Source organism: Frigoribacterium sp. NBH87, from assembly GCF_014217665.1.
GTDB classification, from domain to species: Bacteria; Actinomycetota; Actinomycetes; order Actinomycetales; family Microbacteriaceae; genus Frigoribacterium; species Frigoribacterium endophyticum.
Window position 1 is genome coordinate 2,096,331 of record NZ_CP043650.1, and the last position, 19,362, is coordinate 2,115,692.

Annotated in this window: 21 protein-coding genes; 14 read left to right on the forward strand and 7 right to left on the reverse strand. The window is 75.1% G+C overall.

Annotated elements, in window-relative coordinates; genetic code table 11:
• Positions 1-72: 72 nt before the first annotated feature.
• Positions 73-360, reverse strand: a complete 288-nt coding sequence (locus F1C15_RS09810) for a hypothetical protein (RefSeq protein WP_167261177.1) — start codon at positions 358-360, stop codon at positions 73-75.
• Between the two features lie 141 nt (positions 361-501).
• Here F1C15_RS09810 and F1C15_RS09815 point away from each other — a divergent pair, with 141 nt between their 5' ends.
• The 6 genes from F1C15_RS09815 (at position 502) to F1C15_RS09840 (ending at position 6,699) form a co-directional block, all read left to right on the forward strand.
• Entirely contained in the window at positions 502-1,017 is a 516-nt protein-coding gene (locus F1C15_RS09815; protein WP_185230899.1) for an ANTAR domain-containing protein, read from the forward strand.
• Positions 1,014-1,727 carry a GAF and ANTAR domain-containing protein gene (locus tag F1C15_RS09820; protein ID WP_185230901.1) on the forward strand — a complete coding sequence of 238 codons (714 nt, stop codon included), beginning with the start codon at positions 1,014-1,016 and terminating at the stop codon, positions 1,725-1,727. The genes F1C15_RS09815 and F1C15_RS09820 overlap by 4 nt, the downstream gene beginning before the upstream one ends.
• A gap of 59 nt (positions 1,728-1,786) precedes the next feature.
• Positions 1,787-3,157: a GNAT family N-acetyltransferase gene (locus F1C15_RS09825; protein ID WP_056058547.1), complete on the forward strand. Its 1,371-nt coding sequence runs from the start codon at positions 1,787-1,789 to the stop codon at positions 3,155-3,157.
• 103 nt (positions 3,158-3,260) lie between these two features.
• Positions 3,261-4,484 carry an acyl-CoA dehydrogenase gene (locus tag F1C15_RS09830; RefSeq protein WP_185230903.1) on the forward strand — a complete coding sequence of 408 codons (1,224 nt, stop codon included), beginning with the start codon at positions 3,261-3,263 and terminating at the stop codon, positions 4,482-4,484.
• Positions 4,478-5,881 carry a bifunctional PIG-L family deacetylase/class I SAM-dependent methyltransferase gene (locus F1C15_RS09835; protein ID WP_185230905.1) on the forward strand — a complete coding sequence of 468 codons (1,404 nt, stop codon included), beginning with the start codon at positions 4,478-4,480 and terminating at the stop codon, positions 5,879-5,881. Before F1C15_RS09830 ends, F1C15_RS09835 begins: the two co-directional genes overlap by 7 nt.
• On the forward strand, positions 5,878-6,699 hold the full coding sequence (locus tag F1C15_RS09840) for a glycosyltransferase family 2 protein (RefSeq protein ID WP_255465156.1): 822 nt from the start codon (positions 5,878-5,880) through the stop codon (positions 6,697-6,699). Before F1C15_RS09835 ends, F1C15_RS09840 begins: the two co-directional genes overlap by 4 nt.
• 603 nt (positions 6,700-7,302) lie before the next feature.
• On the opposite strand, the gene F1C15_RS09845 is transcribed toward F1C15_RS09840, so the two are convergent.
• Positions 7,303-7,905, reverse strand: coding sequence for a MarR family winged helix-turn-helix transcriptional regulator (locus F1C15_RS09845; protein WP_219731539.1), 603 nt, complete (start codon positions 7,903-7,905; stop codon positions 7,303-7,305).
• Between the two features lie 228 nt (positions 7,906-8,133).
• Here F1C15_RS09845 and F1C15_RS09850 point away from each other — a divergent pair, with 228 nt between their 5' ends.
• The 3 genes from F1C15_RS09850 (at position 8,134) to F1C15_RS09860 (ending at position 10,957) form a co-directional block, all read left to right on the forward strand.
• Positions 8,134-8,682 carry a hypothetical protein gene (locus F1C15_RS09850; RefSeq protein WP_185230909.1) on the forward strand — a complete coding sequence of 183 codons (549 nt, stop codon included), beginning with the start codon at positions 8,134-8,136 and terminating at the stop codon, positions 8,680-8,682.
• A gap of 209 nt (positions 8,683-8,891) precedes the next feature.
• Positions 8,892-9,563, forward strand: coding sequence for an ABC transporter ATP-binding protein (locus F1C15_RS09855; RefSeq protein ID WP_056059283.1), 672 nt, complete (start codon positions 8,892-8,894; stop codon positions 9,561-9,563).
• Positions 9,560-10,957, forward strand: a complete 1,398-nt coding sequence (locus tag F1C15_RS09860; RefSeq protein ID WP_185230910.1) for an ABC transporter permease — start codon at positions 9,560-9,562, stop codon at positions 10,955-10,957. Before F1C15_RS09855 ends, F1C15_RS09860 begins: the two co-directional genes overlap by 4 nt.
• A 64-nt stretch (positions 10,958-11,021) precedes the next feature.
• Here F1C15_RS09860 and F1C15_RS09865 read toward each other — a convergent pair whose 3' ends face one another.
• Positions 11,022-11,519 (reverse strand): glutathione peroxidase, encoded by a 498-nt coding sequence (locus F1C15_RS09865; RefSeq protein WP_185230912.1) that lies wholly within the window; start codon positions 11,517-11,519, stop codon positions 11,022-11,024.
• 143 nt (positions 11,520-11,662) lie between these two features.
• Here F1C15_RS09865 and F1C15_RS09870 point away from each other — a divergent pair, with 143 nt between their 5' ends.
• Entirely contained in the window at positions 11,663-12,622 is a 960-nt protein-coding gene (locus F1C15_RS09870) for an AraC family transcriptional regulator (RefSeq protein WP_185230914.1), read from the forward strand.
• Between the two features lie 61 nt (positions 12,623-12,683).
• Here the strand turns inward: F1C15_RS09870 and F1C15_RS09875 are convergent, their stop codons facing one another.
• Positions 12,684-12,953 carry a hypothetical protein gene (locus tag F1C15_RS09875; protein ID WP_185230916.1) on the reverse strand — a complete coding sequence of 90 codons (270 nt, stop codon included), beginning with the start codon at positions 12,951-12,953 and terminating at the stop codon, positions 12,684-12,686.
• Between the two features lie 211 nt (positions 12,954-13,164).
• On the opposite strand from F1C15_RS09875, the gene F1C15_RS09880 reads away from it, so the two are divergent.
• The gene (locus F1C15_RS09880) at positions 13,165-13,539 is read left to right on the forward strand and encodes a hypothetical protein (protein WP_056058571.1); all 375 of its coding nucleotides are present in this window, start codon (positions 13,165-13,167) and stop codon (positions 13,537-13,539) included.
• 104 nt (positions 13,540-13,643) lie between these two features.
• Here the strand turns inward: F1C15_RS09880 and F1C15_RS09885 are convergent, their stop codons facing one another.
• Entirely contained in the window at positions 13,644-14,351 is a 708-nt protein-coding gene (locus F1C15_RS09885) for a hypothetical protein (RefSeq protein WP_185230918.1), read from the reverse strand.
• 130 nt (positions 14,352-14,481) lie between these two features.
• Positions 14,482-15,390, reverse strand: a complete 909-nt coding sequence (locus F1C15_RS09890; RefSeq protein WP_185230920.1) for a diacylglycerol kinase family protein — start codon at positions 15,388-15,390, stop codon at positions 14,482-14,484.
• Positions 15,391-15,468: 78 nt separating this feature from the next.
• On the opposite strand from F1C15_RS09890, the gene F1C15_RS09895 reads away from it, so the two are divergent.
• Together F1C15_RS09895 and F1C15_RS09900 are read left to right on the forward strand one after the other, a co-directional pair.
• Positions 15,469-15,903: a DUF4383 domain-containing protein gene (locus F1C15_RS09895; RefSeq protein ID WP_082514681.1), complete on the forward strand. Its 435-nt coding sequence runs from the start codon at positions 15,469-15,471 to the stop codon at positions 15,901-15,903.
• Between the two features lie 149 nt (positions 15,904-16,052).
• Positions 16,053-16,706 carry a heme oxygenase (biliverdin-producing) gene (locus F1C15_RS09900; protein ID WP_056058575.1) on the forward strand — a complete coding sequence of 218 codons (654 nt, stop codon included), beginning with the start codon at positions 16,053-16,055 and terminating at the stop codon, positions 16,704-16,706.
• Between the two features lie 128 nt (positions 16,707-16,834).
• Here F1C15_RS09900 and F1C15_RS09905 read toward each other — a convergent pair whose 3' ends face one another.
• Positions 16,835-18,142, reverse strand: a complete 1,308-nt coding sequence (locus F1C15_RS09905; RefSeq protein WP_185230922.1) for an ATP-dependent RecD-like DNA helicase — start codon at positions 18,140-18,142, stop codon at positions 16,835-16,837.
• A 162-nt stretch (positions 18,143-18,304) separates the two neighbouring features.
• On the opposite strand from F1C15_RS09905, the gene F1C15_RS09910 reads away from it, so the two are divergent.
• On the forward strand, positions 18,305-19,303 hold the full coding sequence (locus F1C15_RS09910) for a hypothetical protein (RefSeq protein ID WP_185230924.1): 999 nt from the start codon (positions 18,305-18,307) through the stop codon (positions 19,301-19,303).
• Positions 19,304-19,362 lie beyond the last annotated feature (59 nt).

Consider the following 19,362-nt stretch of genomic DNA (forward strand, 5'->3'; position numbering starts at 1 on the left):
GTCTCGCGGTCGTGTCGACGTCTCTGTCGGGTGACCGGGTGCCTCCATCGTGGCCCGTCGGCGACGCGGGGGCTACCAGGCGTACTCGTCGAAGTCGATGGCGGCGTCGATGCGCGCCCAGTCCGTGGCTTCCTCCGGCTCGTGGGCCGCGTCAACGGGCTCGGTCGGCACCGACTGGAGGCGCACGACGCTCGACGCCGTGACGAGCACCGAGACCAGGCCGTGCGCGACCGTCGAGAAGTCGACGAAGTCCGCTCCCTGTCGGGCGACGGCCGAGATGCGGGCCTTGAGGGCGCCCACGTCGACCGAGGGGTCGAGGTGGTAGAGCTGGCCGTCGATGCTCAGGCTGGTGACGTTCACGGTGACCCCGTCCGGTAGAGCGGCCGAGGCCGCGTGTCCGCCGCTCCCGGGGTCCGGGGGAACGGTCTCTCGTGCTCCGATGGTCGCACGTCACGGGGCCCCGGCGACAGGGTCGGCGGTACGGTTGACTCCGAGACCGGAGTGTGCAGGGAGGGCTGGGACGCCGTCGCCGCCCGCCGACCGGTGCTCGAGCCTGACGTCGCGGGCTCGCCCGTGCGCGTCTGGCCCGCGTTCTCGCGGGCGCTCGCCGACGAGCCGATCGGTGCCCTCTTCGCCTTCCCCCTGCTGCTCGGCCCGCTCGCGCTCGGCGCCATGGACCTCTGGTGCGACGACGCGCACGACCTGAGCGACGAGCACGCCCTCCGCGCCTCCGCCCTGGCCCGCGAGGTCAGCCGCCACCTGCTGCGCGCCGCCGTCCGCGAGATCGCCGACGAGCAGCACGACGACGCCGTGACCGACCGCTTCTCGCGCCGGCACGTCCACCAGGCCACCGGCATGGTGCTCGCCCAGGTCGGCGTCTCGCCCGAGGACGCCGAGCTGCTGCTGCAGGGCCACGCCTTCGCCACCGGGACGTCGATGCGCGAGGTCGCCGACGACGTCCTGGCCGGTCGCCTCAGCTTCGCCACACGCCCCACGGGCATCGAGGAGTCATCATGACGGAATCCACACGGGAGGCCGCTCTCGTCGACGCCTTCACCACCCTGGCCGACTCGCTCGTCGCGGGCTTCGACGTCATCGAGCTGCTGCAGTCGCTCGTCGAGACCTGCCACGACCTGCTCGACGTCTCGGAGGGGGGCATCCTGCTCGCCGACGACTCGGGCGAGCTCGAGGTCGTCGCCTCGACGAGCGAGGCGACCTCGCTCGTCGAGACCATGCAGCTCGACGCGGAGGAGGGGCCCTGCTGGGAGTGCTTCCGCACCGGCAAGGTCGTCTCGGTCACCTCGCTCGACGAGGGCGACGCCCGCTGGCCGCGCTTCGCCCGCGTCGCGCGGGAGCAGGGCTTCCGCTCGGTGCACGCCGTGCCCCTGCGCCTCCGCGAGACCGTGATCGGCACGCTCAACCTGCTGCGGCACGAGCCCGGCGAGCTCAACGAGCGCGACGTGCGCGTGGCGCAGGCGCTCGCCGACGTCGCGACCATCGGCATCGTGCAGGAGAGGACGCTGCGCGAGAGCACCGCCGTCCAGGCCCAGCTGCAGTCGGCGCTGACCACCCGCGTCGTCATCGAGCAGGCGAAGGGCGTGCTCGCCCACACGCACGACGTCAGCACCGACCAGGCCTTCGAGCTGATGCGGTCGCACGCGCGGCGCACCCGCACGCGCCTCGCCGACGTCGCCCGCGGGCTCGTGGAGCGGCGGCTGACGCTCTAGCCGTCGGCTCCTCCCTCCGGCCGACGACAGCGTCGGCGGCGCGCCCTACGCTGGCCGTCGTGGCTCCCTTCGACGACGACTTCGACATCCGTTCCTTCCCCGCCGCGCTCGAGCCGACCCCGGTCGCCGATGCGGGCGACGACGCTGACGGTGCCGCCGGCGACGCCGCGGGCGACGGCGCCGCGCCCGCCGACCCGCGCGCCGACGCCGACTCGACGGCCTGGACGCGGGCGGTCACCCTCGGCTTCCACAACGCTGAGCCCGACGCCGGCACGATCGGCCGCGAGACGCAGCGTGGCGTCGTCGACGGCCGGCTCTACACGGGCGTCTACGCGAAGGAGGCGCGGGAGGGCTCCCTCGCCGCGTCCGGAGTGCCCGTGGGCACCTTCGTCAGCCTCACCCGCTCGATCAACGTCGGCGGCGGGCGCCTCCTCGACGCGCACCTCGTCTCGGGCGTGACCGTGCAGCCGACCTACCGCCGTCGGGGCATCCTCCGCAGGTTGATGACCGACGACCTCGCCGCCGCGAAGGGCGCGGGCCTCGCGGTGGCCGCGCTGACCGCCAGCGAGGGCGTGATCTACCGCCGGTTCGGGTTCGGGCCGGCCACCCGCGAACGCAAGGTCGAGGTCGACCGGCGCCGCGCCTCCGGCCTGCTCTCCGAGCCCGCGGGCAGCGTCGACCTGGTCGCCCGCGACGAGGCGTTCGAGGCGACGGCCCGCGAGGTCTTCGCCCGGTTCCACCGCCGCAGCCCGGGGTCGATCGACCGGCACGAGGGCGTCTGGTCGCACCGGCTGCACGGCGGCCGGCCGGGCGGCGTCTCCGACCCCGCGATCCGCGCCGCGGTGCACCGTGACCCCGCGGGCGCGGTCGACGGCTACGTCACCTACAAGCTCGACGAGGGCGCGACGACCGTGCTGATCGTCACCGACCTCGTGGCGGCGAGCGACGACGCGTACCTCGGCCTCTGGCAGCTGCTGCTCGAGGTCGACCTCGTCGACACCGTCCGCTACGAGCAGGCTCCCCAGGCCGACCCGCTGCTGCACGCGCTGGTCGACCCCCGCGCGATGCGCATCACCCACGACGAGGACCACGTCTGGCTGCGCGTGCTCGACCCCGTGGCGGCGCTGCAGGCGCGGCCGTGGTCGGCCGACGGGGTCGTCACGCTCGCGGTCGCCGACGCCCTGGGGCACGCGGCCGGCACCTTCCGGGTCACGAGCGAGGGCGGCTCGGCGACCGTCAAGCGCGCGGGCGTCCGCCGGGCCGACCTCGACCTCGACGTCGCCACGCTGGGCTCGCTCTGGCTCGGCGGCGTCGACCCCGTGACGCTCGCCGGGGCCGGTCTCGTCCGCGAGCGCCGCGCGGGCGCGGTGCAGTCGCTCCGGGCGATGCTCGCGCCCGACCGGCCGCTGCACGGCATCACCTCGTTCTGACGGCGGGCCCGGCCGCTCGGGCGGCCGGGAGCGCACACGCCGCCGTGCCCTCTGTGGGGGACAACGCTGGGTGCAGGCCGTGCACGCCCCGTACGGTCGGAGCATGCACTTGTCGCGCGCCGTCCCGCCAGGGTCGACGACCTCCTTCGTCCGTGCTCACCTGCCGGCCTCCGTCGCCGAGGCCCTGGGCCTCGCCGCGAGCCTGACCGGCCCCGGAGCGCGGGGAGGCGCGGTGCCCGCCCCCGGCACCGGCCACACCGCGGACCTCTGGCGCGCGCTGGCCACGCTCGCCGCCCACGACCTCTCCGCGGCGCGGGCCGTCGAGCCGCACCTCGACGCGGTGGCCGTCCTCGAGCAGGCGCGGGAGGCCGGGCAGGTGGCGCCGGCCGTCGCGGGCGCTGCGGGCGCTGCGGGCGCTGCTGGCTCGGGTGGCCGGGCCTCCGCGGCCGGGCCGGTCTGGGGCGTCTTCGCCGCCGAGGGCCCGGGGGTGCGGCTCGACGCCACGCGGGCCCCGACCATCGCTGTCGACCCCGACGACCCCGCCGCCCCCGCTGCCGACGGCGCCGCGACCGCCGCCCCCGAGCGCTGGACGCTCACCGGCGTCAAGCCGTGGTGTTCCCTCGCCGGCCAGCTCGACGCGGCCCTCGTCACCGCCTGGGCGGGCGACGAGCGCCGTCTCTTCGCGGTCGACCTGCACCAGCCCGGCGTCGAGGTCGTCCCGGGCACGTGGCACGCCCGCGGCCTGGTCGACATCCCCTCGGGCCCCGTCCGTTTCGACGACGTCGCGGCGAGCCCGGTCGGCGAGCCCGGCTGGTACCTGCGCCGCCCGGGCTTCGAGTGGGGCGGCATCGGCGTCGCCGCCTGCTGGTACGGCGGAGCGGTCGGCGTCGCCCGCACCCTCCACGCCGCGACGGTCGGCCGCGAGCCCGACCCCTGGCGGCTCCGCGCCCTCGGGGTGGTCGACGAGCGCCTCGGCGACGCGCGGCGTGCGCTCACCGAGGCCGCCGACCTCGTCGACGCGGGCGAGGCCACCGGTCGCGAGGGGCGCCTCCTCGCCAAGCGGGTGCGGGGAACGGTGGCCCGCGCCGCCGACGACGTGCTCACCGCCGTCGGCCGGGCCCTCGGGCCCGCGCCCCTGGCGCTCGACGCGGCGCACGCCGCCCGCGTCGCCGACCTCGAGCTGTACCTGCGCCAGCACCACGCGGAGAAGGACGAGGCGTCGCTCGGCGGCGCCGTCCGCGAGCGGGCGCTCGAGCGTTCGGCCGAGTCCGTCGAGTGCGCCGCCGACGGGGTCGACGCCGCCGGGGAGGGGGTGGACCCGTGGTGAGCTTCGACGCCCGCGAGCCCGGCACCTCCGTCGCGACGTGGGAGGCCGACCCGCGCCTGGCGGCGCTGCCGGCTGCACCGCGCCTCCCCGGCTCCCTGCTCGTGCTCGCGGCCCACGCCGACGACGAGACGCTCGGCGCCGGCTCGCTGATCGCCGCCGCCGCCCGGCGGGGGCAGCCCGTCACGGTCGTCGTCGTGACGGACGGCACCGCCTCGCACCCGGCGTCGGAGACGACGTCGAGCGCCGAGCTCGGCGAGGTCCGGCGCCGCGAGGCGCGCGCGGCCCTCGACGAGCTCGGCCCCGGGGTCCGGCTCGTGATGCTCGGCGTGCCCGACGGGGCCGTGCGTGAGCACCGCGAGGCCGTGCGCGACCGGCTCGTCGACCTCGTCGACGAGCTCGCTCCCTCCGCGGTCGTGTCGACCTGGCGCGGCGACGGGCACCGCGACCACCGCGTGCTCGGCGAGGTGGCGGCCGAGGTCGTCGCCGGAGCGCACCCGGCGCCCGAGCTGCTCGAGTACCCGGTCTGGATGTGGCACTGGGGCTCGCCCGACCACCCCGACGTGCCGTGGGCGCAGCTGGTCCAGCTGACGGTGGACGAGGAGGCGCGGGTCGCGCGCCAGCACGCCCTCGCCCGCTACGTCAGCCAGGTCAGGCCGCTCTCCGCGCGCCCGGGCGACGAGGCGGTGCTGCGGCCGGAGTTCCTCGCCCACTTCGCCGCCGGGCGCGACGTGTTCGTGCGCTCCGTGCCCGCGGACGTCCCCGTCGACGTGCCCGTCGCCGGTGACGCCCCCGCCGACGACGCCTCGCGCTTCGACGGGACGCACGCCGCCCGCGACGACCCGTGGGGGGTCACGACGCGGTGGTACGAGCGGCGCAAGCGCGCCCTGGTGCTCGGGGCCCTGCCCGACGAGCGGTACGGCGCGGTGCTCGAGGTCGGCTGCTCGATCGGCGTCGTGACGAGCGAGCTCGCCGCCCGGGCCGACCGGGTCCTCGCGCTCGACGTCTCGCCGGTGGCCGTGCAGCGTGCCCGCGAGCGGCTCGCCGACCGGCCGCACGTGCGGGTGGAGCGGGCCGACGCCTCCGAGGGGCTGCCCGAGGGGCGCTGGGACCTCGTCGTGCTCGGCGAGGTCGGCTACTACCTCGAGCCCGGTGCGCTGACCGCCCTGCTCGACGGCGTCGCCGCCGCGCTCACGGCGACCGGGACGCTCGTGGCCTGCCACTGGCGGCACGGGGCCGACGACTTCGCCCAGGGAGGCGACGAGGTGCACGCCGTGCTGGCCGCCTGGGCCGAGCGCGCCGGGCTGCGCCGCGTGGTGCAGCACGTCGAGGCCGACTTCCTGCTCGACGTGTTCTCGCTCGACGGCCGGTCCGTCGCCGAGCGGACGGGCCTCCGGTGAGCGCGCCCGCGCCCTGCGCCGTGCCCGCCGACGACGCGCGCGACCGGGCCTCCGTCGCGGAGCCGGCCCGCGACTCCTCGCCGGCCCCGGTCGTCGGGGTCGCCGTCGTCGTGCCGGCCCGCGACGAGCAGGAGCTGATCGAGCGCTGCCTCGCCTCCGTCGCCGAGGCGCGGCGTCGCCTGGTCGAGGAGCGCCCGGAGGCGCGGGTCGTCGTCGTCGTCGTGGCCGACGGCTGCACGGACGACACCGTGCGGCTCGCAAGGGCCGTGCCGGGAGTCACCGTGCTCGAGACCAGCGTCCACAACGTCGGGCTCGCGCGGTCGACCGGCGTCGAGTGGGCGCTCGTGGAGCTGCGCCGGGGCGAGGGCCGGGGCGGGCCGGACGACGGGCCCGCGACCACCGCGGACCGCGTGTGGATCGCCAACACGGACGCCGACTCGCAGGTGCCGCCGGCCTGGCTGACGTCGCAGCTCGACGAGGCCGACGCCGGGGCGGACGTCGTGGTCGGCACCGTCCGGCCCGACTTCGCCGACCTCAGCCGGGAGCAGGTCGCCGCCTGGACGGCCCGCCACACGCCCGGGCGGCCGAACGGGCACGTGCACGGGGCGAACCTCGGGGTGCGGGCGTCGCGCTACGCGGAGGCGGGGGGCTTCGGCGACCTCGACCTGCACGAGGACGTGACGCTCGTCGGGCGGCTGCGCGCGGCGGGGGCGACCCTGCTGGCGTCGGAGGCGGGCGAGGTGCTGACCTCGGGGCGTCGCGTCGGCCGCACGCGCGGCGGCTACGCGGGCTACCTCGCGAACGACCTGCTCGCCTGAGCGCCGGCGCCGGCGCCGGCGCCGCGCCGCGCCGCGCATCGAGGTGACCCTTCCTGGGCCCTCCTCCGCACGGAGGCCCCAGGAAGGGTCACCTCGACGTCGTCGCCCGGCGCGGTGCGGCTGGCTCGCTGCTGCGGTGGCCGGCCAGGACGTCGTGGTCGAGAAACGTCGATCCACTCTGGAGTGGAGCAGCGGGGGTTGAGAAGACGTCTCCCCGAAGTCGTCCTCCACTCTGGAGTGGAGGAGCGGGACCGCGGGCGCTGTTCGCCCCGAGGGCCGTGCTCCACTCTGGGGTGGAGGAGCGGGAGTCCGGGCGCTGTTCGCCCCGAGGGCCGTGCTCCACTCTGGGGTGGAGGAGCGGGAACGCGGGCGTCCTCCGTCGGCGTCGTTCTCCACTGTGGAGTGGAGGAGCGGGCACCCGCTCATCCTCCACCGGGGGTCGTCCTCCACTCCGGAGTGGATCGACGTTCCTGGACCGTCTCGTGCTGGCCGGCGCGCGGCGCGGCGGGGACGCGGCGCGGCGGGGACGCGGCGCGGCGGGGACGCGGCGCGGTGGCGGCGCGGCGCGGCGGGGACGCGGCGCGGCGGGGACGCGCGACGCGACTACTCGGAGGGCAGCGCCCCGTTGCGGTCCAGCGCCGCACCGAAGTCGAGGAAGGCGTCCGCCATGCCGCGGTACTGCGGCGCGCTGAAGACCTCGCTGAACGAGCGGCGGTAGACGCCGGCGATCTCGATCGCGGCCGCGCGGCCCTCCTCGGTGAGGCTGACGATCACGCTGCGACGGTCGCCCGGGTTCGGGCGACGGTCGAGGTGCCCGCTGTCGATCAGCCGGTCGACCAGGTTCGTCATGGCGCCGCTCGAGAGCTCGAGGTACTCCGCGGCGCGCTTCGGCGTCACCGCGTCGCCCGCGGCCGACACGTAGAACAGGAACCGCAGGTCGGTGAGCCCGAGCCCGTGCTGACCGCCCTGGTGGCTCAGCACCCGCGAGTGGTGCAGCATCAGCAGCCGGAACGAGTTCAGCAGGCGGTCGAGGTCGAGCTCCGCGTCGACCTCGGAGAACGGCGGCCGGTCGAGGGCCGCGAGCGGGTCCTCGTCGACCTCGGGGTCGAGCTCGGGGTCGTGCCCGAGCTCCGTCTCGTCGACGGGCGAGGCCGCGTCGGGCGCCGGGAGGGTGGTCGAGGTCTGGCCGTCCGTGGCCGTGGTCATCGTCATGGTGCTCCGGTCTGGGGGCGGCCTGTCGGCGCCCGGTCGGGGTGGGGACGCCGTCCGTGGCCTCCCCGTGCCTCTCATGTTCCGTGAATCTCGACCGTCGAGATACCCCCACTACTGGGCGGCTCGGCAGCGCGGGCGCCGGCGAGGGGGGGACAACCCCCGTCCCGCTCCGGGTGGTGCCGTCATGTCGGCCGTCCCCGCCCCGCGGCGACGATGGATCCCATGCAGAAGACCTCCGCCCCCGGCCCCGCCGCTCGCCCCGTCCGCCCCGTCCGTCGCCCCGCCCGCCGCGCCGCCCGCCTCGCGCTCGTCGCCTCCGCCGCCGTCTCCGTGGTCGCCCTCACCGGCTGCTCCGCGATCACCGACGCGGCGCTCGCCGCCGTCGGCTCCGCCCCGGTCCAGGAGCGTCACTTCGACACCGCCGGGGAGGCGCCCCGCCCGTCGAACTCCGACGACGTGGCCTGGTTCCTGCCCGAGTGGGTGCCCTCCGACGCCCGCGACGTCGACGTCCGCCTGCACACCTCGCAGCCGGGCTACGAGATCAGCTTCACCAGCGCCGACGGCGTCGACCTCACGGCCTGCGAGCCCGTCGACGGCGACCTCGGCGGCCCCGCCCTCGAGCCCGAGGTGCTGCCCGACGACCTGCCCGCGACGGGCCTCGTCAGCTGTGGCGACGGCCGCGTCACCGCGCAGGTCGGCGACCGCTGGCTCGGCTGGACCACCGCCGAGCCCGTCCCCGGCGACGACGGCTCGGGCACGCTCCGCGGCTGACCCCGCGCCCGCACCCCCTCGCCCCCCCCGACTCCCCTCCCACCTCCTCCCCGGAAGGCCCCCTCGTGACGCACCCCACCGCCGCCCGCCCCGCACAGCCGGCCCGCGACTCCTCCGCCCCGTCCGCCCCCGCCGGAGGCGCGGCGCCGGTCGCCCGCCTCGCCGACGTCTCGAAGACCTACGGCCGGGGCGACGGCCGCGTCGAGGCGCTGCGAGGCGTGTCGCTCGAGCTCCGCGCCGGCGAGTTCACCGCCGTGATGGGGCCGAGCGGGTCGGGCAAGTCGACCCTCATGCACCTCGCCGCCGGCCTCGACACCGCCACCTCGGGGCAGGTGCTGCTCGGCGACACCGACATCACGCACCTCGACGACACGGCCCTCACCCTGCTGCGTCGCCGCCGCGTCGGCTTCGTCTTCCAGGCGTTCAACCTCGTGCCGACCCTCGACGTGACCGGCAACGTCGAGCTGCCGTTCCGCCTCGACGGGCGGCGCCCCGACGCCGACGAGCGCGCCTGGATCGACCGCCTCGTCGAGACCCTCGGCCTCGGCCAGCGCCTCGGCCACCGGCCCCACCAGCTCTCGGGCGGACAGCAGCAGCGCGTCGCCATCGTGCGCGCCCTCGCCACGCGGCCCGACCTGGTCTTCGCCGACGAGCCGACCGGCAACCTCGACTCGCGCACCGGGCGCGCCGTGCTCGAGGTGCTCGCCGCGGCGTCGCGCGAGCACGGCCAGAGCATCGCGATGGTCACCCACGACCCGGTGGCCGCCAGCTACGCCGACCGCGTCGTCTTCCTCGCCGACGGCCGCGTCGTGCACGAGGTCGGCCGCAGCACGCCCGCCGAGGTCTCCGCCGTCATGCTCGAGCTCGAGGCCGCCGCGTGAGCGCCCGCGAGCTCCTGGCCGAGCACCGCCCGAGCATCCTCGTCACGACCCTCGCCACCACCTTCGGCGTCGCCCTCGTCGGCGCGACCCGGGTGCTCGACCAGGCCCTCCGCGCCGACCCCGTCGCCGGCGACAGCGCCACCGTCGGCCAGATGCTCGGGGTCGTCGCCGTCGTGGTGATCGGGATCGCCCTGTACGTCGGCGCCGTCGTCACCGCGAACACCTTCGCGACCATCGTCGCGGGCCGCACCTCCACGATCGCGCTGATGCGCCTCCTCGGCTCCTCCTCTCGTCAGCAGCGTCGTGCCGTCGCGGGCGAGGGCCTCGTCGTCGGCCTCGTCGGCGCCGCCCTCGGCGCGGTGCTCGGCAGCGTGCTCGTCGTCGTCGCGGTCGCCGTGCTGGTCGGCCGCGGCACGCTGCCCGACCTGCCGTACTCCGTGGTGTCGGCCACCGCCCTGGCCCCGGCCGTCGTGGTCGTCGCGACCACCCTCGCCGCGGCCTGGGTGGGCTCGCGGAAGGTGCTCGCGGTCACGCCGCTGCAGGCGATCGGCACGGCGCAGGAGTCGCCGGCCCACGAGGCCCCGCGCCGCGTGCTGCGGACCGTCGTCAGCGCCGCCCTCGTCGTCGCCGGCGGGGCGCTGCTGGCCGCCGGCGTCGTGACCGGCCTGGCCGACGCGACCGGGGTCGTCGTCGCCTTCCTCGGCGGCGTCGTGTCGTTCACCGGGGTCGTCGTCGGCGCACACCTCGTGATGCCCCTCGCGCTGCGCGGCGTCGGCCGGCTCGCCGGGGGCGGCGCCGTGGCCCGGCTCGCGGCGGAGAACGCCGTGCGCCACCCCGAGCGCAGCACCCGGGCCACGGTCGGCATCGTGATCGGCGTCACGCTCGTCTCGACCCTCGCGGTCGCCCTCGGCACGCTGCGCGCCGTCATCGAGAGCATGACGGCCGCCGACCCGGAGTACTTCGCCGAGCTCGACGCGCTGTTCAGCACGACCCTCCTCGTCGTCACGGCGCTCGTCGGGTTCTCGGCCCTCATCGCCGCCGTCGGCCTCGTCAACGACGTGTCGCTCAGCGTGCTGCAGCGCCGCCGCGAGATCGGCCTGCTGCGCACCCTCGGCGCCACCGCCCGCCAGGTGCGGCTGATGGTGCTGCTCGAGACCGCCCAGATGACCGTCGCCGCGGTGCTGCTCGGGCTGCTGCTCGGCGTCGTCTACGGCTGGGCGGGCGCGCAGTCGCTGCTCGGCTCGGCGGCCGGCGAGCTCGTGGTGCCCCAGGTGCCCGTCGGGCTCGTCGTGGCCCTCGTGGTCGCCGCCGCGGCCCTGGCGCTCGTGTCGTCGGCCGTGCCCGCCCGCCGGGCGACGTCGGTGCCCCCGGTCGTGGCCACCACGGTCGCCTGACCGGAGGCCGGGCCCGGGCCCGGGCCCGGGCCCGAGCGCAGGCCCGAGCCGGCCGGGCCCGGGCCTACGCCCCGGCGGGAGCGGGCAGCGCCGCCTCGATCACCGCGACGACCGCCGGGTCGTCGGGCTCGGTGGTCGGGCGGAAGCGGTGCACCGCCCCGTCGGGGGTGACGACGAACTTCTCGAAGTTCCACTTCACCTTGCCGGCCTTGCCCGCCGCGTCGGGCGTCTTCTTGAGCTCCGTGTAGAGCGGGTGCTCCGCCTTGCCGTTCACGCGCACCTTCTCCATCATCGGGAAGGTCACGCCCCAGGTCGCCGAGCAGTACTCGTCGATCGCCTCGGCCGAGCCGAGCTCCTGCAGGAACTGATTGCTGGGGAAGCCCACGACCGTGAAGCCGCGCTCGCCGTAGGTGCGCTGCAGCTGCTCGAGCTTCTCGTACTGCGGCGCCAGGCCGCAGCGGGAGGCGACGTTCACGACCAGCACGACCTTGTCGGTGAAGGCCCCGAAGCGCGTGTGCTCGCCGCGGAGGGTGGTCAGGTCGATGTCGTCCAGAGTGGTCATGGGCTGACCGTACGCCCGGGGGCCGGGCGCCACCGGAGGGCTCGCTGCGACCGGGCTGTGCGGCATGCACGGGGCGACGCCCTCGGTCAAGCCCCCCTCCCCGAGTTGTCACCCGCGCCTCCCTCGTTGTTCACTCGTGTCTAATGGGTGACGAGGGCGACGATCGCGTCCGTATCGAAGCGGCCGGCACCGACCTCGACGAGGCCGTCGCCGTCTTCGAGCAGGGCTACAACGGCACAGGGCTCGTCGCGCGCGCGACGGAGCTCGATTTCTCGTACCGTCACTCCGCCACCGGCGACCCCGACCTGACGCTCCGCACCTCGAAGTTCTCCGGCGAGATCACCGGCACGATCGAGCCCCCCGGCGAGCACATCGTCCAGTGGCTGAGCCGCGGCCGTGCCGTGATGGACCTCGGGCGCGACGAGGTGCACATCGAGGTCGGCGTGCCCGTGATGTTCCCGCACGGGCGGCCGTTCTCGTTCCGCTACGCCGACTTCGAGCAGAACCTCGTGCACGTCGACGACGTGCTGCTGCACGAGGTCGCCGCCGAGCGGGAGGGCGCGGCCCCCGGCTCGCTCCACTTCGACCACTCCGTGCCGCCCTCGCCCGCGGCGCTCCGCACCTGGAACAGCACGGTGCGGCTCATCGCCCAGACCTACCTCGGCGGCGAGATCGCGCCGATGATGCGCGCCGAGATGGCCCGGCTCGCCGCCGTCGCGATGCTCGACACCTTCAGCCACTCGTCGACGAGCCTGCCGGAGGCGCTGCTCGCGCCCCGGAACGCCTCGCTGCGGAGCGCGGTCGAGTACGTGCACGCCCACGCCCACCTGCCCATCACGGCCGCCGACGTCGCCCAGCACGCCGGCCTCACGGCACGGGGGCTGCAGCAGTCGTTCAGCCGCCACCTCGAGACCACGCCCACGGAGTACCTGCGGGGGGTGCGCCTCGAGCGCGTCCACGAGGAGCTGCGGGCCGGGTCGCCCGACCGCGTCACGGTGGCCGAGGTGGCCCGCCGCTGGGCGTTCGCGCACCTCGGGCGGTTCAGCGCGGCGTACGTGAAGCGCTTCGGGGAGTACCCACGCGACACGCTGCAGCGCGCGTAGGTCGCGGGGCGAGGCGGGTGGGGCGGCTGCCCGCCCTCAGGCGGGCGCCAGGAGTCAGGCGTCAGGCGCCGGCGTCGACGGAGCCGCCCGCGGCCGCGGGGGAGGCGTCGGCGAAGAAGTCGCCGTACGAGGGCCCGGCGGCGACCGACCGGCGCCGACCGAGGGGCGGCACCACCGCGAGGCGCGCGTCGCGCGCGGGGCGCCGCTTCGGGTAGCCCTGGATGCGCACGGGCCGCGTCTCGGGGTCGGAGACGTAGCTGCTCGCGTCCTCGTCGAGCCCGGCAGACGCCAGGTCGGTCGTGGTCGTGGTCGTGGTCGTGCTGGTGCTCACGTCTCCTCGTTCCTCGAGGATCGGCCAGCCTCGCAGTGTCGTGCGCGACGTCGTGCGACGGCGCCTCCCCAACCTAGGGAGGCGGCACCGGACCAGGCAGGCTGGTCGTCCCCGATGCGAACAGGGTGTGCCGTCGTCGGACGGCCGAGGGCTCACGACCATCCGCGCGTAGCGTGAGGGGCATGCAGACACCCCAGGCCGTGGCCCAGCCGTGAAGCGCCTCCACTACGTCGAGGGCCACGTGGTCACGGGCGACGACATCGCGGAGGCGGTGGTCGCCTACGCGCGCGCCCTCGCCCTCCGCGGGCGCTCCGACTCGGTCGACCTGCCCGGCATCGACGTCGACGGCGAGGAGCGTCGCTTCCAGCTGCTGCTCGGCCCGTCGAGCCAGATGCTCGTCTCGCACGAGCCGTGGCACGGCGACGAGCTGACCGACGAGGCGCTGGTCGCCGACGTGGGCCGACGTGGCCTGCTGATCTCGGGCCCCGACCCCGTGACCACGCCGAGCGGCGGCAGCCCCGTCGCGCTCGTGCCCCTCGAGGCCGACGAGTTCACGCCGGTCGAGATCAGCTCGCCCGAGGGCTGAGCCGGCCCGGCCCCGGCACCCGCGACCAGGTGCCTCGACGACGGAAGGCCCGCCCTGCACGAGCAGGGCGGGCCTTCCGTCGTCGGGGCGCGAGCCCCTGGGTGCTACTTGGTGGCGACGGTGATCTTCGCGACGCCGACGAGCATCTCGTCCTGGACGGCGTCGGTCTTGAAGGTCTGGTTCAGCAGCGCGGCGGCGTCGGGGCTGACGTGCACCGTGGTGCCCTCGAGGATCGCGTTGTCGCCCTCGGTCTGCAGGGGCTTCAGCGAGCCGCCGTAGAGGTTGAAGAGGTAGGCGTCCTCGGCGGCGACGGTGCCGTTGGCGGTGACGGTGCCGTAGAGCTTCGACTCGCCCGGGTCGATCCGGAAGTCGGTGAGCTCGACGACGGTGCCGTCGGCGGCGGTCAGCGACAGGCCGGAGCCGTCGTGGTCGATCTCGCCCTGGACGTAGGGGCGGACGTCGCTGGCGGGGTCGTAGTAGTCGACGTTGCCGCCCGTGATCGGGAAGGCGAAGGAGCCGTCGGTGAAGGTCGCGGTGCCGACGACGCCGGGGGTCAGGCCGAGGCTGGTGAGCGCGTCGACGAAGGACTGGTCGACGGCGACCTGGGTGTCGACGCCCTTGCTCAGGTCGGGCAGCGAGGCGACGGGGGTCGCGGCGGCGCTGGGCTCGGACGAGGCCGAGGAGGACGACGACGAGCTGCCGGTGGACGAGGTGTCGTCCATCGAGCAGGCGGCGAGCGAGAAGACGAGTGCGCCGGAGGCGACGAGGCCGAGGCCGACCTTGGTGATGCGCTTGCGGGTGAAGGCGTTCATGATCAGGTCCTTTTCTGTGGTTCCCGGTGGGGTGCAAGGGATTCGCCACCGGGACCGACACGGATTGGTCCCGCTCGTCGCTCTCAGGAGACGGTCAGGTGCGGCAGTCCGCACCCCACCCGGCACCGCCTCAGAGGCCGGGCCCGCCGTAGACCCGGAGCGCCCCGGGCGCGACCTCGACCGTGACGGGCAGCGCGCCGATCCGCTCGCCGTCGGCGTAGGCGACGACGTCGTCCGACTCGATCACCACCCGTCGGGCCCGGTGGACGTGCACCCGCGGGTCGTCGAGGTGCGTCCCGGCGGCGACCCGCGCGAACAGCCGCACGAACTGCAGCCGGGTGAGCCGCTCGACGACGAGCACGTCGAGCAGCCCGTCGTCGAGCCGCGCGTGCGGCAGCACCCGCATGCCGCCGCCGAACGACTGGCCGTTGCCGACGCTGACCAGGGTGCCCCGCACCTCCGACGCGACGCCGTCGATCTCCAGCCGGTACGAGAGGTGGCGCAGCGCGAGCAGCTCGAGCGCGAGCGCCAGGTCGTAGCGTCGACGGCCCCTCGGCCAGCGCAGGCGGTTCGCGCGCTCGTTGACGACGGCGTCGAAGCCGGCCGAGAGCATGCAGCCGAACCAGGTCGACTCGTCGCCGCGCGTCACCCGGCCGGCGTCGATCACGGTCGCGGGTCGCTCGAGGCGGTGGACGAGGAGGCGCGTGGCGGCCGCCACGTCGTCGTGGGGCAGCCCGAGGGCCCGGGCCATGTCGTTGCCGGTGCCGGTCGGCACGACCCCCAGCCCGACCGGCGTCCCGGCCACGAGGTCGACGCCCAGGGCGACCATGCCGTCCCCGCCGACGACGACCAGGGCGTCGGCGCCCCGGTCGAGCTCGCGGCGGACGGCGTCGACGAGGGCCGCGTGCGACTCCTCCTGCAGGGGCGCCACCGTGTGGCCCGCGTCGCGGAGGGCGGCGACGACGCCGTCGCCGACCCCCCGGCGGCGGCCGGTCGAGGCGGAGGGGTTGACGGCGACCACGAGGCGGAGCGGGGGCATGCCCCTGATCATGGCACCGCACCTCCCGCGGGCCAGCGCGCCGTGCGCGGCCCCCGGCCCACCTGGCATGATCGAGGGATGACGACCACGACGACGCCCGCCGCCTACGAGCCCACGATCCGCGAGTCGCCGAACCGCGCGCTGGCCCTGACGATCGGCACCGTCGTGCTGCTGCTCGGCGCCGTCGGGTTCTTCGCAGAAGACATGGGGTCGTTCGTCAGCACCGAGGGCGCGCCCCTCGGGCCGTGGAACGTGAACCCCGCCCTGATCGTCATCTGGGTGCTGACCGGTGCTGCGCTCATCATCGCCGGTGCCTCGGGCCGTGCCGCCGCCCGCTCGATCAACCTCGCGGTGGGCCTGCTCTTCGTCGTCTTCGGCGTCGCCGGGTTCCTGGTGCGCGACACCGAGGCGAACTACCTCGCGCTCAACCTCGGCGACGACGTCACGCACCTCGTCGCCGGCGCGCTGCTCGTGCTGACCGCGGTCGGCGCCGAGCGTCGTCGCCGCCGCTGAGCCGCAGCTCCCGGCGGGGCCGCCGCTAGGGCGCACGTTCACGGCGGACTCCAGGGCGCGGCCCTGGCCGACCCGCGCCTCCCCGGCTATGGTTAGGCTCACCTAACCGGCCTCGTGCCGGGTCGCCGACCGGATCGGAGGTGGGAGCGATGTCCGTCGTCATCCCCTTCTCGCAGGCCCTCCGTGAGCGCACCTCGGCCAGCGCCTCCGGCGTCGACGCGGGCTGCTCGTTCATGACCGACCTGATGACCGGCCGCGGCACCCGCGACGACTACGTGCAGATGCTCGCGCAGCACCACTTCGTCTACGAGGCCCTGGAGCGCGTCGCCGAGCGGTGGGCGGGCGACTCCGTCGCCCGGCCGTTCCTGTCGCCGGCGCTGACGCGGCTGCCCGCGATCCGCGCCGACCTCGAGTTCCTCCTGGGCGAGGGGTGGAGGCGCCGCATCGAGCCCCTGCCCGTGACGGCCCGGTACGTGGCCCGCATCGAGAGCGCCTCCGCGTGGGTGGGCGGGTTCATCGCGCACCACTACACGCGCTACCTCGGCGACCTGTCGGGCTGCCAGATCATCCGCACCCTGATGCAGCGCCAGTTCGGCTTCGAGACGAACGGCGTCGGGTTCTTCCTCTTCGCCGAGATCGCCCGCCCGAAGGAGTTCAAGGGCACCTACCGTCAGCAGCTCGACGCGGTCGACTGGACCGCCGACGAGCGCGAGCGCGTGATCGACGAGGTCGTGGTCGCCTACCGCTTCAGCACCGAGCTCTTCGTCGAGCTCGCCGCCGCGAAGGCCGCCGCCGCCGCGTAGCGCGCCGGCGCCCCTCCTCGCTCACGAACCCTGTTCTCGCACGGGAACCCCGCCGCGGCGGGGTTCCCGTGCGAGAAGGGGGTGTCTCCGTGAGTACGGTGCCGCGCCGGTGCGCGCGGACCCGGGCGCTACGCGGTCGCGGCGTCCTCGGCGGCGCGGATCGCGGGCACGCGCGTCGACTGGCTCATGAAGCGCCGCACGTCGAGGTCGACGATGATGTCCGCCGGCCGCAGCGGCCGCGTCAGGTAGAGGCCCTCGAGGGTCGTGATGCGGCTCAGCGCGACGTAGGTCTGCCCCGCGCTGAACACCCGTGACCCGAGGTCGACGACCGCGCTGTCGTACGTCTTGCCCTGCGACTTGTGGATCGTCACGGCCCACGCCAGCCGCAGCGGGAACTGCGTGAACTCCGCCACGACGTCCTTCTTCAGCTGCTTCGTCGTCGCCGACCACGAGTACGCGAACTTCTCCCACACCGCCGGCTGCACCTCGTGCTCCTCGCCGTCGACCTCGACGAAGACCGTGTCTCGCACCTTCGTCACCGTGCCGGTCGTGCCGTTCACCCAGCGCTGGTCGGGGTCGTTGCGCAGGAACATCACGCGGGCCCCCGGCTTCAGCTCGAGCGCGTCGTCGGCGGGGTAGGCCCGGCCGCCGAACTCGCCGCTCACCTCGGCGCGCGCCGTCAGCACGCGCCCGGGCAGCCGCTCGAGCTCGACCTTGTTGATGCGGGTCACGGTGTCGTTGCGCGTCGCGAGCGTGATCGCCGAGCCGTCGGTCGGAGCGGGCCGCGCCCCGGCCGCGTTCAGCGCCCCGGCGATCTCGGCCGTCACGCGCCCGTGCCGCACGGCGTTCAGCATCTCCTTGAAGTCGCCCGCCGTCTGCCGGTGGATGAATGCCAGCTCGTAGATGCGCAGCGAGGCCTCCTGCCAGACGTGCGCGTCGAAGAACCACATCGACCGGTAGTTGTCGCGGAAGTACGACTTCTCCTCCAGGTCGCCCGGCACCGGGGGCAGCTGGTACGGGTCGCCGAACAGCACGACCTGCACGCCGCCGAAGGGCTCGGCGCGGCGCTGGCGCGCCTGGCGCAGCGAGCGGTCGATCGCGTCCATCAGGTCGGCGTTGACCATCGAGACCTCGTCGATGACGAGCGTGTCGATCGTGTTGAGCAGCTTGCGCAGCTCGCTCTTCTGCTCGATGTCGTGGTCGGCGATCAGGCCGATCGAGAGGCGGAAGAGCGAGTGGATCGTCTGCCCGCCGACGTTCAGCGCCGCGACCCCGGTGGGCGCGCAGATGACGATCTGCTTCGAGGTGTTCCACGACAGGTGGTTGAGCAGCGTCGACTTGCCGGTGCCCGCGCGGCCCGTCACGAAGACGTTCTCGCGCGAGTTCTCGATCGCGTCGAAGACGGCCTGCTGCTCGGCGGAGAGGGCGACTGGCACGGGCGGGACGACCTTCCGGGGCACGAGGCTGATCAGGGGCGAGGGGGAGGCGCGGCGAGGCCGGGGCGACCGGCCCCGGCGACCGCGGCCGGAGCACCCAATCTACCCGCGACTCCTCTCGGGCACGGCTCGCCGTGACCTGCTCCGACCTATGCTGTGGAGATGTCTTCTGCTGTGGGGGAGAGGAGACCCGCCCTGCGCCGCTGGCCGTTCGTCGCGATCTGGGGCGGGGCCGCCCTCCTCGTCGTGATCGGGTTCGTCGTGACCGTGTCGGCGCTCAACGCGACCCTCTACGGCGCCGCCGGCTTCGCGCGCGGCTACCTCGACGCCGTCGACCGCGGCGACACCTCGAGCGCCCTCACCCTCGCGGGCGTCGAGCAGACCGACGAGCTCGAGGACTCCCTGCTCGACGTGCCCTCGCTCGGCGGCCTCGACGACGTGCACGAGGTCTCGCAGCTCTCGCTCGGCGACGGCACGCGCACGGTCACCCTCGGCTACACGCTCGACGGCGTCGAGGGGCAGTCGCAGTTCGTGCTCACCAGGGCGGGCACGCGGTTCGGCGTCTTCCAGGCCTGGCGCTTCGCGCAGCCGCCGACGGCCATCCTCAGCGTGACGCCCGAGCACGACCCCCGCTTCACGGTCGACGGCCGCGTCGTCACGACCGCCGGCGGCGACGTCGCGACGCGCTTCACGGTGCTCGCCCCCTCGCGCTTCGAGCTGTCGCACGAGAGCACCTGGCTCGAGGCGCCGACGGTCGTGGCGAGCGTGCTCGGCGTGGGCTCGACCTCGTCGGCGACCGTGGCGACCGTGGCCCGCGCCTCCTTCGCGGAGGAGCTGCAGGGCCAGCTCGACGACCAGCTCGACGACACCTGCGTCACGCAGTCGGTGCTGCTGCCCGCGGGCTGCCCGTTCGGCCGCCAGGTCGACGACCGCGTCACCAGCGACCCCGTCTGGTCGATGGTCGAGCACCCGCAGCTCGCCGTCGTGCCGTCGGCGACGCCCAGCCAGTGGCTCGTGCAGGAGACCCCCGGCACCGCCCACCTCGTCGTCGAGGCCCAGTCGCTCTTCGACGGCCGCCGCTACACGATCGACGAGGACGTCCCGTTCACCGTCAGCTACCAGATGACCATCGGCACGGACGACCAGATCACCTTCCAGTAGCGCTCCGCGGCCGGGGGGAGTCGCGGGTCGGCCGCCCGGCAGGGCTCCCGCCCCGGTCC